Raw genomic sequence first — 12,628 nt, forward strand, 5'->3', positions numbered from 1 at the left:
TGCTCCGTAGGATTATGATTTGTCATCTTTTGTTTCAAATAAATACGCATTTTTGGGGTTTGAAGAGAGAGCAAAAAATGAGTGCTCTAAACCCTCTGAATCTTGTGTCGTAATTTCAAGACCGCTATACAAATTAGGATTGCTGACATTAATAAAAAGCGATATTTCTTGTGCCAATGTAGAATCTTGCAATAGGATTTGCACGATTCCATCGTATTGGATAGTTACCAAACTCCCAAAATTACGCGCTCCAAATCCAGCCTCAAAACTAATGCTATGTGTTCCTATCTCAATACTCTCAAATGTGTAGCCTGCAAGCACAAATAGAGTAAGTGTATCAAGATTTTTGTCAATGTCTGATGGCAATGGTGGATCAAAGGTTGTTTTAGAGATATCACACAAAATACTAAAGGAAATATTTTGCTCAATAAGGAGATACAAAATTTCTTTTGCATGTTTGGTAAGCAGGGCTTTTAGCTTGATATTTTGGCAAATCATGCAAGCAGTCCTTCAAACTCGCTAAAAAGTTTTTGCACTTCATGAATACCAATATCCCAAAATGCGCTATCTTCAATATCAAAGCCAAACTTTTTGACAAGTTTTCTTGGGCTTTGACTACCACCAAGAGAGAGAAACTCGGTATAGGTTTTGATAAATTTTTGTCTCTCTTTTGGGGTTTGTGCGCGTTTGTAGAGTCCAAAAAGCGCCAATACAAGAAGTTGCCCATAACTATAGGCATAGCAATAAAATGGAGAGTGGATAAAGTGTGGGATATAGCACCACCACGAAGCATAGTTTTTGGTAAGCTTGAGTGAATCTCCAAACATTTTGGCATTTTCCTCTAGCCAGATTCTATCAAAGTCTTGGGATTGTAGCTCACCTTCTGTGTTATGTATAGCGCGTTCAAAATTTGTCATAACAATTTGTCTAAAAAGTGTGGAAAAGATATCCTCTAGCTTTCCAGCATACAATGGGATAAGCTCTTCTTTGCCAAATTGGGTTTTTAGTGTGTCAAAGAGTAGCATTTCGCCAAATACTGATGCTGTTTCGGCTGTAGTGAGTGGCGTGTCCATATTGAGATACCCCATTTTTTTACTAAGCTCTTGGTGAATCATATGACCAAACTCATGCGCTATGGTAAAAATATCACGCCTTGAATCCGTGTAGTTTAGCAATACATAAGGATGCGCACTAGGCACTGCACCATGACTAAATGCTCCACCTCGTTTATTTGGCTTAGGATGTGAATCTACCCAACCATTTTTGATTGCTTCTTTGATGATGTCACTAAAATGCGGAGAAAATGTATTAAAGGAGTGTAAGACAAGCTCTAATGCTTTGTTATAGCTTATTGTGTCTTGTGTTTTGGTTTCTAGTGGTGCATATCTGTCATAGTCTTTGAGTGTTTTTAGCCCCAACATTTTGGCCTTGAGCTTGTAGTATTGTTGCACGATATGGAAGTTTTTCGTAATAGATTCTATAAGTGTATCGACGCTTTTTTGTGATATGCAATTACTGATGTGACGGAAACTTTCATTTTTTGGATAGCCACGCAATTGCTTAGTAAGTGCGACATCTTTTCGAACGATATTTAGGATATAGGTAAGCAAATGCCGTGATTTAGCAAGTTTTTTACTAAAAACCTTTTGTGCTTTTTTGCGCATTTTTTGTTGTGGGTGGTGTAGGCGCGAGAGAATCTCTTCTTCATTTAAGGGATTTTTTTCACCCATATTAAATCTCATTTGTGCAAGGTGCTCATCAAAAAGTCGCCCAAACGCATCACTTCCGATAGGGGAGAGCTTAAGAATAATTTGTTCTTCTTTGAGGGTTAGGTTGTGTTTGGCTTGTGCGACGATATTTTGGAGATAAAATTTGTATTGTGGAGCGGATTGTATGAAGGCATTAAGTTTTTGTGAATCTAGTCTTGCAAGTTCTAGGTCAAAAAAGACAATATCATTTTGTGCCTTATTGACTTTATGCTCAAATTCCGCATATATTGAGCCATTTGTCGTGTCTTGCGCAAAAAGCAAAAACGCATAAGTCATAATCCTACCTAGATTCTCACAAAGATTCTCATATTCTTTGATAGCGATTTCAAATTCTTTTGGTGCGAGAGTATACAACTTGCCCTCATAAGTTTTGGCAAAATTCTTACACGCATTTTGTACTTTTATACACGCATTTTGTGCTTGTTTTTGTGAGGTAAAAAGCGCTTTTAGATTCCATACAGAATCTATGGGAAACCGCATTTTCATAGATTTTGGCGTGATTTTGTTTGTGCTATTTTGTTTTGTTCGTGTTTGCATATTTGCTCCTTTGTTCCCTAGTTTTGTTTGAGAATCTCTAGCGTTTTGAGGAAAGATATATCTTCTAATTGCATGCCACTTGTCATATTTTTTAGTGTTATGCTTTTTGCTTTAAACTCACTTTCTCCTATGACAAGTACAAATTCGTGCCCTAGAGTGTTTGCGTAGCTAAATGGTTTTTTGAGTTTAACGATGTCGGGGTATATTTCAATAGCAATATTTGATCGCCTAAAAGATTCTGCTAGAGTGTGTGCATAAGCCATATATTCCTCACTCATACAGACAAGCAACGCGCGTGCAGAAGTGGATTTACCCTCTGAAAGCTTAAGTTCTTTCATTGCTGCAAGAAGCCTATCAACACCTATAGACGCACCCACACCACTCATTTTTTGCTTGGAAAATGTAGTGGTTAGGTTGTCGTATCGTCCTCCAGAGCATACACTACCAATACTTGGAATTTGTGTGAGGATTGTTTCATATACGATACCTGTATAATATCCAAGTCCTCTAGCAATAGAAAAATGCACACGATAGCAATCTTTATCCATTTGGAGTGGTTTTAGAATCTCATAAAGTCGCTCAATATCCTCAATACCATCTTTGAGTTCATCATTCCATTGTTTGAGATGTGCGATACTCGCAAAAAATTCTTCACCAGAGCCATTTTGTTTGATTGAAACACATTGCAAGATTTCTTTTGCCTGTTGTTCTTTTATGCCAAGTTCGCTATCAAGCTCACTCAATACCCCTTCCTCTCCGATTTTATCAAGCTTATCGATGATACGCAAGGTTGCATTAATATCTTGAGGTTGTGTGATACCAAAATGCTTGCAAATACCATTAAGAATCTTACGATGGTTAATGCGTATACTAAATTCATCAATGTCTAAATTTACAAGTGAAGCATAGATAACTTGGAGAATCTCTGCATCACAAGAGAGCGAATCGCTTCCAATAAAGTCAAAATCGCATTGCGTAAATTCCCTGTATCGCCCCTTTTGTGCTCTCTCACCACGGAACACATTGCCTATAGCAAAACGTTTAAAGGGAAGTTGGAGTTGGTTTTGGTATTGGGCAATAAAACGCGCTAATGGGACGGTGAGATCAAATCGCAGTGCAACATCACGATCACCCTTATCTTTAAAGCGATAAAGTTCTTTTTGAATCTCATCACTACCTTGCTTGACAAGCACTTCAGCATATTCCAAATGCGGTGTTTCAATAGGCACAAAGCCAAATTTCAAAAATACTTCACTAACTTTTTGTAATAATTTCTTTTTTGCCATTGCCTCCTTTGGTAGGCAATCTTTGAATCCACTCAATGTTCGAGGGGTGATAAGCATATATACTCCTAAAATCTCTTAATATTCCTTAATTATATCTTAGTTCTTTTGAATTTTAGGTAAGGTTTGCAGAAATCTTGTTAGGAAGTTACTAGCTCGCGTTACGAATCTAGTGCTACATCTTTTATGCGTTAAGAAATGCACAAGGATTGAGAAAGTAAGCCTAGAGTTTCACTAGGCGTTTGTATGCGATAAAACAAAGCCCTTGAGTAGAGAGGAGGTGCTGGAGATAGTGGATAGATTGCCTAAAGATTTAAAATTTAATGGGAAGTGACCATGACTTTAGGATATGATAAACATTTCTATACAAAACAGCAAAATTAACAATATAATCTCTGATGATACTACAATCCGTCCCAATGCAATTACTAAGAGAGTTAAATGTGCCTTTCAATACCCTCAAAAGCATTAAGCATAGATGAAAATAACCTTGTAATCGTAAAAGCACTTGGCACAAAGTGCAGAGTGAGGTTGAATATCATCGGTGGCCCGGTATTTGTGGGCGGATATATACTTATACATGTGGGCTTTGTAATGCAAAAATAGACACGAATCTAGTCCTAGAAAGCTTAGAGTTATACCAAAAAATCGCTGATGATAAATAGATTAAAAGCGATGAGACCTAGAAAATATCATCTAAGATATTTTTGTTTGAAAATGCAAAAAAAAGCTCTTAACACACAATAAAAACAAGGCTTAAATAGGCAATGCTGTACCTGTACATTTAGCCTATAAAGTAGGTAGAGAAATAATCAAATCATTAAATGAATAAACACATTGGGACAAGAATCTATTTTAGATTTTATATCACAAAGTGATTTGAAAAATATGTTTTATAGACTCTAAATGAATATGAAGGAGTGCTCACAAGCATTGATTTAAAAAATTAACTCAAGTATGATGCTTCATAAAAGTGTTTTTTGATAAAAAGTAAAAGCGGTGCGAAATCAACATAAATTTAGCACAATATATACCCTTGTCCGCGGACTGCGCCAAGGGCTTTGCCGCTTTTTCCTAATTTGCGTTTTAGTCGTGAAATAGCAATGTTTATTGCCTTATCTTTGACACTATCATCACCCCAAACTTCACTAGCTAATTCATAGCGTTCAATTAGCCGTTTTTTATTGCTTAAAAAATGCACTAAAATACGAAATTCTAGTGCAGAAAGTTTTATATTTTTCTTTTTTACTCGCACTTTATTTTGAGATAAATCCACATGTATATTTTTAAAATTTAGCTCATTTTTTATACCTTGTATGCGGCGCAAAACAGCTTTTATTCTAGCTTTTAACTCAATTATATCAAAAGGCTTTGCTATATAGTCATCAGCACCACTTAAAAAGCCATTTATTTTATCACTTTGTTCGCATTTTGCACTAATTACAATTATGCCTATTTCAATGCCTTCTTCACGAATATTTTTAATAAAATCTAATCCATTTTCTGCAATTAAATCTATATCAATTAAAAGCAAATCTGCATTCTGGCATTCTTTTAAAACACCGATACAAGACTTAAAACAAGTCACTTCGTAATCTTCAGCTTTGAAATGATGTTTTAAAAGCTTTAACACATCTTTTTCATTGTCAATTATTATAATTTTTGTCACTGCTTCTCCTTTGTTTATTGTGAATTTTTAAACTCGGGCTTTTTTGTGGAATTGTTAAAAAAAAATAAATTATCCTATTTTGCCTCCTAAATAAGCTTTTAAAAGTTTAGTTTGTGGCTTTTTAAATATTTCTTCACTAGCGCCAGATTCAATCATTTCACCCATATACATAAATGCAGTAAAATCACCTATTCTCATAGCCTGTGCCATATTATGCGTGACAATCAATACGGTGTATTTTTGTTTTAGCTCTAAAATTAGCTCTTCAATCGCCGCTGTGCTTATGGGATCTAGCGCGGAAGTCGGCTCATCAAAAAGTAAAATTTCAGGGCTTAGCGCGATAGCTCTTGCGATACAAAGTCGCTGGGCTTGTCCGCCACTTAATGCAGTAGCATCGCTATTTAGCCGATCTTTTACTTCATTCCAAAGATTCGCTCTTTTTAGTGAGCTTTCTAATTTTGTTTCAAGTATGGTTTTGTCGCGTTCGCCTTTAATTTTTAATCCATAAAGCACATTTGCTCTTATGCTCATATTAAAAGGTGTAGGTGCCTGAAAAATCATACCTATTTTACTGCGTAAATCAATTAAATTTGTGCTTTTTTTGAGAATATTTTTGCCTTTGAAAATAATTTCACCAGTATAGCGATTACCCTCTGTGATATCACAGATTCTATTTACAGATCGTAGCAAAGTGCTTTTGCCACATCCACTAGGTCCTATTAGTGCAGTTACACTATTTTTCTTTAACGTTAAATTTACATTTTTAACGCTCGCTTCGCTTTTATTTGGATAATAAAAGCTAAAATTTTTTATATCTAAAATACTCATTGTATCCCTTTTAGGTGTTTTATAATTACTGATTTTGATTATGGATTCAATTCAAGTCTTTTATTTAGATAGCTATTATACAAATTGCCATCTTTTTGAAATCCATATAATATTTGTGCATTGTTTGTGTTAGGCTTATTACTTTTTGTTTTACAGAATTCAAACTTATAATTGAATCTGCTTTTTTGCTATTTGAATGATTTGCAAAAAAACTAACATAAGCAATAGTGCCAATAACAGCAAAAACCATATAACCAGCAATGCCAATAATCCCAGCTGTTTTCATAAAATCTTTTCTACTCATTGCATACTCCTTAATAAAAAAGCTAATGCTTCTTTATAGTTTTTAAGAACCTAAAATCCCACCATCAAGTTTTCTTATTTGCATAATTGTGCTTCGCGGTGTTTTGCCGTAGGGGAAAGTGCTATTTGCGCCTTTTTCGCCCGGGTGCTGCACGCCTACAAGCATAGTTTTGCAATCATCACTGATAATTACACCCGTAATCTCACAAGCAATAGGTCCGCTAAGAAATCTTCTTATTTCTCCACTTAATGGATCTGCACAAAGCATTTGATTATTACCCATATTTACATATTCACCTTTATTGCTATATTTGCCATCTGTTTGAATCCAAAGTCTGCTATATTTATCAAACTTTAATCCATCTGGACTATTAAAGATATTATCTTTATTTATGTTTTTGCTAGCACCAGTTTTGCTAAAAGGCTCATTACCGGCTAATACAAATATATCCCAGCTAAATTTTGTGCTTATATGTGAATCGCTATTTACAAAACGCAAGATATGTCCGTAAATATTATTTTTTCTAGGATTTGGGGCATTTACCTCTTCTCTTGTATCATTGTTTGTAAGTGTTACATAAACAAAATCAGAATTTGGATCTGCTGCTACCCATTCTGGTCTATCCATAGGTGTAGCGCCTACTATACTAGCGGCAAGTCTTGCATTTATTACTACATCAGCTTGTGAGTTAAAGCCGTTTTTGGCATTAAGTCCATTTTTGCCATATACTAGCTCTATCCACTCACCACTGCCTTTATTATCCCCTACTTTGCCATTAAATTTTGCTACATATAAAGTGCCCTCATCTAAAAGATCTTTTGCCTCGCCATCATATTTATTTTTTGAGACAAATTTATATATAAATTCATTTTTTTCATCATCACCCATATACACCACTACATGAGAGCTTTTATCTAGCACTACCTCGGCATTTTCGTGTTTGAATCTACCAAGGGCTGTTCTTTTTATAGGTGTAGAGTTTGGATTATAAGGATCAATTTCTACTACCCAGCCAAAGCGGTTTGGTTCATTTGGATTTTTTGATAAATCAAATCTTTCATCAAGACTCCAGCCGTATAAACCACCACCTTTTTTAAGCTTATATCTTTTTTGTGAAGCATCTTGACTAAATTCTGCACTAGCATCAAAAAAATCATTAAAGTTTTCTTCGCAAGTTAAATAAGTTCCCCAAGGAGTTTTGCCACTAGCACAATTATTTATAGTGCCATATACAAGCTCACCTCTTTTATCAAATTTTGTTTTTAATTTATCGCTACCTTTTGCTGGACCTGAAATTTTCATAGCAGTTTGGGCTGTGATTCTGCGGTTATATTTGCTATCTTTTACTAGTTCATAAAAGCCATTTTCTAGTCTTTTTACTTCAAAGATACTAACTCCGCAAGAATTTTGCATATATCTTACATCACGTAGGCTTATATTTTTGCCTTTGTGATTAAACATTATTTCTGGGTTAATATATTCATTATTTACAGCTATTAAGGCTCTGTTATTTTCAAGCTCAAACATAAACATACCATCATTATTATCGCCCATTACAAAATTAGCATTTTGTATAGCTTTTTCATTTATATTTTTACTTTCATCATAAGCATTTGCGTTTGAGAATAATGGATCGCCCCACGAAATAAGCGGTTTAGCTTCATAACCTTCTGGCACTACAAAAGTATCTTTTGTATTTATATCTATTGCCTTAAAGCCTAAAATCGCATTTTTATCTTGCGTTTTACCCATTAAAGATGGCGCAAAAAAACTAGCACAACTAATTGCCATTGTCGTTTTAATAAAACTTCTTCTATTCATTGTATTCTCCTTAATTTATTGTTTTTTCATAAATGCTATTTTGCTTATTAAATTTGCTCCTAGCACCATAATAAGTAATAGCATTGCCCCACTCCACGCTGCATTTCGTAAGTCTTCTTCACTGCTTAAACTAAATTCATAAATACTAACACTAAGACTTGGTAATGAGCTAAAAATATCAAAGCTAAAAAAGTCATTATTAGCATTTGTAAATAATAATGGCGCGCTTTCACCCGCTATTCTAGCTATACCTAAAATTACGCCAGTAATAAGTGCAGGTTTAGCATTTGCTATCATTACACTCATTATTACTTGCATTTTATTTGCACCCAAAGCAAAGCTAGCTTCTTTTAGTTTTACACTTACAGATTCTAGTGCTTCAAAATAAGTTTTAGCTACTACACAAAGCATAATAAAACCAAGTGCTAATGCACCAGCTATACCGCTATAAGAGCCAAAAAATCTTACAAAAGTGGCATAAATAAATACACCCACAATAATGCTAGGTGTGCTAAGCATTACTTCTACTAAACATTTAAAGGCATTTTTTAGGGCCTTATTTTTGATATATTCGCTAATATAAATACCAGCAAAAGAACCAAAAAATAATCCCAAAATACTAGCCATAAATACTAAAATTATTTGCCCTAAAATTGCATTGCCAAGACCACCAAAAGCAGTAGGCATAGTAAATAAAGAAAGGCTAAATCCGCCGATTCCTTTATAAATTAAACAAGCAATAATAAAAAGCAAAAAACTAACACCAAGAAAACCAAAAAATATGCATATTGCACTAAAAATTTTGTCTTTTATTTCATTTGTTAAAAGCATATCTAACTCCAAATGAGCAAATTGCAGAAATACCAAATAAAATAAGAGCCAAGGCAAAAAGTGCGCTTTGGTGCGTGGCATTTCCTATTGCTTCGCCAAATTGTAAAGCAATTGTTAGTGCGATTGAGCTTGCGGGCTCTACTAAACTAGGCTGAACTTTTAAAATTCCGCCCATCAAAAAAACTACCGCCATAGTTTCACCCAAAGCCCTAGCAAGTGCTAAAATTACTCCGGCTAAAATGCCACCTTTTGCGTGTATTAAAACCACAGAGCAAAGCACTTGCGCCCTAGTGCTACCAAGCGCATAAGCAGATTCAACCATAGCTCTTGGCACTGCATTTATCGCATCTTTTGCAATACAGGCAATTAGTGGCAAAATCATAATCGCTAAAACACCACCACTAGCTAAGAGCCCCACACCAGAACCACCAAAAATAGCCCCCACAATTGGTACAAAATACAAAAAGCCCCACATTCCATAAATTATGCTAGGAATTGCGGCTAAAAGCTCTATACAAATGCTAAAAAACGATTTGAAACGATTAGCTAAAATATGCGTAAGAAAAATTGCTATTCCAAGTGAAACAGGCAAAGCAAAAATCATCGCAATTGCCGAGCTAAGCAAAGTCGCATAAATTGCCGCGGCTGCGCCAAAATGCTCTTTGCTGATATCCCAGCTACTATCAAATAAAAAGCCTATGCCAAAGCGTTCAAAAGCAGTAGATGAACCGAAAATAAGCACTAAAAGCAATGCAAGCATAAGTAAAACTATGCTAAATGCGCATAGTTTTACCAAAAAATTAAAGTTTTTTTCTATCATTTTGAAAGTTTCTGCTCTAAGTATTTTTTGATATTTTCACTAGTTTGCGAATCAATCGGCTCATATCCTAGTGCTCTTGTAGCATCTAGGGCTTTTTTATCACTCATAGCCCAGTTAAAGAAATCCGCTACTTCTTTATTATTTTTGCCATCTTTATGCAATAAAATAAAACTCGCTCCTACTAGTGGATAAGAGCCTTTACCGCTGGCATTTGTAAGGATTTTATAAAAGTCATTTTCGCTAGAAAAATTTGCATTTTTACTAGCCGCACTGAAACTTACAGGATCTGGTGATACAAATTCTCCATTTGAATTTTTTAGCTTTGCTAAGCCCATTTTTTGAGCATAAGAATATTCTAAATACCCTATACTAAAAGCAGTTTTTTGTATCATTGTAGCTACTAGTGGATTTGAAGCAACAGGTACTACTTTTGCATCCCAATTTATACTTTTTGCTACTCCGTATTTAGAGCGCCATTGTTCATTATTTGCAAGGTAGTTTGTGAAATTAAATGTAGTTCCACTAGCATCACTTCTAACAATAACAATTATTTCATTATTAGGTAGTTTTAAATTTGGATTCAATTGAGCTATTTTTGCATCATTCCATTTTGTTATTTTGCCACTATAAATATCAGCTAATGTATTTGAATCTAATTGCAAATCTTTAATATTTGGCAAATTATATCCAAGCACTACTGCACCAATTACAGCTGGAAATTGAATCAAATTTTTTTCAGCTAAAACTTCTCTGTTTAGTGGCTCATCACTTCCACCAAAATCACCATTTTTAGCACTTATGCTTGCTATCCCTTTGCCACTGCCACCACCTGAATAGCTTACTTGATTTTTTGTTTGTTCAAAATAAATTTTTGAAAGTTCCTTATAAACAGGCATAGGAAAAGTAGCGCCGACCCCTGTTAATTTTGCAGCATTTGCCGCACTAAAAGCTATACTTAAATATAGCGCATAAACTAAAAGTTTTTTAAGCATTTTTGCTCCTTTTTATTAAAATTACGAGCAAAATTATAAAAATGCTTGAAAACTTTTTGGAAACAAATTTTAGCTTAAAAAATCTAGCCTTGTGAAACTTGTTCTTTTAGCTTATTTATGAAGTTTATCCATTCGCCAAAACCTTCACCACTTTTGTTATCAAGCGCGCAAAATTTTGTATTTAGATCCAATACGCTTAGGTATGAGTGATAATTACAAGGCATTTGAAGAAATTATAGGCTTGGAACTTCAAAGATCAAGAGATAAATCAAATAAATTTTTTGGGTATTTTTATCAAGATATTTTTTAATATCTTAAAGGCTGTGATGTCCCAAAAAGTGGTTAGGATAAGGAGGCTAGAATTTTGGGAGTGATGTTGTGTATTCGGTTGCCTTCACTTGGACTAAAGAGAATATACATTTTTTAGGTCTAGAATCTAGCTGCTTGTGCGGTAGCGGAATTGTCCTTTGCGAAATACCATAGGCAATCCACCAATGCTTAAAAGCCATCTATTTTCAATAGTATTTTTCATAAACGCCGCTAATTCGCCCTTAATATTTTTGTTAAACACTACCCCAACACCATCAGTATGTCCGATGCTACACATGGTACCACGATGGATAAATCGGAAGTCTTTTCTATTTGGTTTGTCTACAATGAGGTTACTAAGGTATGTGCCCACGAAATCTCCCATTTGTGCGGATAATTGCGCAGTGGGTGCGTGGATGACATCTTTGCTTGTGGCAAGTGCGCTATCGCCTACGACAAATACTTCTGGGTATTCAAAACAACGTAAATACGAATCTACAGGGATTCTTCCGCGTTTATTTGTAAAACTTGAGTGCTCAATAACATCACTTCCACGCACACCTGCTCCCCAAAGGATCGTGTTGCCCTTGATCTCTTTTTGCTCTCCTGTATTGCATAGTTGGATTATCACACCATCATTTTTACATTCTTTGACTTCTGCGCCAGTGATGATTTCTACGCCTAAATCAAGCAATTTCTTTTTTGCTGCATCAGCAAGAGGTTTTTTGAAAACAGGAAGAATCTCTTCAGATCGTCCTATGCAAATCACACGTGGGATTGAGCGATCTATACCACAAATTTGACAAAGATCATCAAGTTGTGTCGCAAGTTCTCCAGCGAACTCTATACTTGTAAATCCTGTGCCACACACGATAATGCGAAGATCATTGGGATCTTTGGTTAGCACAAAATCTTTAAATTTGTTCTCGATATTGTCTGTGAGTTTGAGGGCTGCATTGAGTGAAGAGAGTTTGTATGTGTGTTTATCTACGCCTTTTATGCCAAAGGTTTCGGGCTTAAAGCCTAGCCCAATTACAAGGTAGTCATAATTATAACTTCCTGTGCGACGACAAACAACATTTTTTGTTTCTGGGTGAATCTCTAATACTTTGTCCTTAATAAAGGTGATTTTTTGTGGATCAAGAATCTTGCGATAATAGATTCTTGCTTTTCTCGCACTTAGCGTTCCTACGGCGACTTTGTGTAAAAGGGTCGTTTGATAGTGGTAGTCATGTTTACTAATCATCGTGATGTGTGCCTTGCCTTGCGACAATCGTCTCTGTAAGCCAAGTGCAGTTTTTAGGGCGCCATAACCACCACCAAGGATGAGAATCCGTGGCATATTTTGTGTTTGTGCGTCTGCCATAGTGTCTCCTTAATACAATAAGAGATATGTTGCAAATATTGGTAATTGTAAGTTTTTTTTGCCAACTAGACAATACATTAGTAAAATTTTATTTATCTT

Annotated in this window: 12 protein-coding genes; 1 reads left to right on the top strand and 11 read right to left on the bottom strand. The window is 35.2% G+C overall.

Translation table 11 applies throughout. From position 1 onward, the window contains the following. Positions 1–12 precede the first annotated feature (12 nt). The 3 genes from C6H22_RS05580 to hisS all read right to left on the bottom strand — a co-directional run bounded on the left by C6H22_RS05580 (position 13) and on the right by hisS (position 3,649). The gene (locus tag C6H22_RS05580; protein ID WP_104694346.1) at positions 13–498 is read right to left on the bottom strand and encodes a hypothetical protein; all 486 of its coding nucleotides are present in this window, start codon (positions 496–498) and stop codon (positions 13–15) included. Then, positions 495–2,249, bottom strand: a complete 1,755-nt coding sequence (locus tag C6H22_RS05585) for a M3 family oligoendopeptidase (protein WP_104694379.1) — start codon at positions 2,247–2,249, stop codon at positions 495–497. The genes C6H22_RS05580 and C6H22_RS05585 overlap by 4 nt, the downstream gene beginning before the upstream one ends. A gap of 74 nt (positions 2,250–2,323) precedes the next feature. Continuing rightward, a complete protein-coding gene (gene hisS / locus C6H22_RS05590) occupies positions 2,324–3,649 on the bottom strand; it encodes a histidine--tRNA ligase (RefSeq protein ID WP_104694347.1) in 1,326 nt (441 codons plus the stop codon). Positions 3,650–4,030: 381 nt separating this feature from the next. Here hisS and C6H22_RS05595 point away from each other — a divergent pair, with 381 nt between their 5' ends. Next, a complete protein-coding gene (locus C6H22_RS05595; protein WP_233707060.1) occupies positions 4,031–4,195 on the top strand; it encodes a HypC/HybG/HupF family hydrogenase formation chaperone in 165 nt (54 codons plus the stop codon). 412 nt (positions 4,196–4,607) lie between these two features. On the opposite strand, the gene C6H22_RS05600 is transcribed toward C6H22_RS05595, so the two are convergent. From C6H22_RS05600 to C6H22_RS05635, 8 genes are all read right to left on the bottom strand, one after another. Continuing rightward, positions 4,608–5,258 (bottom strand): response regulator transcription factor, encoded by a 651-nt coding sequence (locus tag C6H22_RS05600; RefSeq protein ID WP_104694348.1) that lies wholly within the window; start codon positions 5,256–5,258, stop codon positions 4,608–4,610. Between the two features lie 69 nt (positions 5,259–5,327). Further along, the gene (gene pstB, locus C6H22_RS05605) at positions 5,328–6,086 is read right to left on the bottom strand and encodes a phosphate ABC transporter ATP-binding protein PstB (protein ID WP_104694349.1); all 759 of its coding nucleotides are present in this window, start codon (positions 6,084–6,086) and stop codon (positions 5,328–5,330) included. 64 nt (positions 6,087–6,150) lie between these two features. Then, positions 6,151–6,390 carry a hypothetical protein gene (locus C6H22_RS05610; protein WP_104694350.1) on the bottom strand — a complete coding sequence of 80 codons (240 nt, stop codon included), beginning with the start codon at positions 6,388–6,390 and terminating at the stop codon, positions 6,151–6,153. A 42-nt stretch (positions 6,391–6,432) separates the two neighbouring features. Beyond that, positions 6,433–8,211 carry a PhoX family protein gene (locus C6H22_RS05615; protein WP_104694351.1) on the bottom strand — a complete coding sequence of 593 codons (1,779 nt, stop codon included), beginning with the start codon at positions 8,209–8,211 and terminating at the stop codon, positions 6,433–6,435. Between the two features lie 15 nt (positions 8,212–8,226). Next, positions 8,227–9,042, bottom strand: a complete 816-nt coding sequence (gene pstA / locus C6H22_RS05620; RefSeq protein ID WP_158654633.1) for a phosphate ABC transporter permease PstA — start codon at positions 9,040–9,042, stop codon at positions 8,227–8,229. Then, positions 9,026–9,862, bottom strand: coding sequence for a phosphate ABC transporter permease subunit PstC (gene pstC / locus C6H22_RS05625; RefSeq protein ID WP_104694353.1), 837 nt, complete (start codon positions 9,860–9,862; stop codon positions 9,026–9,028). The genes pstA and pstC overlap by 17 nt, the downstream gene beginning before the upstream one ends. Next, complete coding sequence (gene pstS, locus C6H22_RS05630) at positions 9,859–10,854, bottom strand: phosphate ABC transporter substrate-binding protein PstS (RefSeq protein WP_104694354.1); 996 nt, start codon at positions 10,852–10,854, stop codon at positions 9,859–9,861. The genes pstC and pstS overlap by 4 nt, the downstream gene beginning before the upstream one ends. 436 nt (positions 10,855–11,290) lie before the next feature. Further along, a complete protein-coding gene (locus C6H22_RS05635; RefSeq protein WP_233707061.1) occupies positions 11,291–12,529 on the bottom strand; it encodes an NAD(P)/FAD-dependent oxidoreductase in 1,239 nt (412 codons plus the stop codon). Between the last annotated feature and the right edge of the window lie 99 nt (positions 12,530–12,628).

This window comes from Helicobacter equorum (assembly GCF_900198655.1).
Lineage (GTDB): Bacteria > Campylobacterota > Campylobacteria > Campylobacterales > Helicobacteraceae > Helicobacter_F > Helicobacter_F equorum.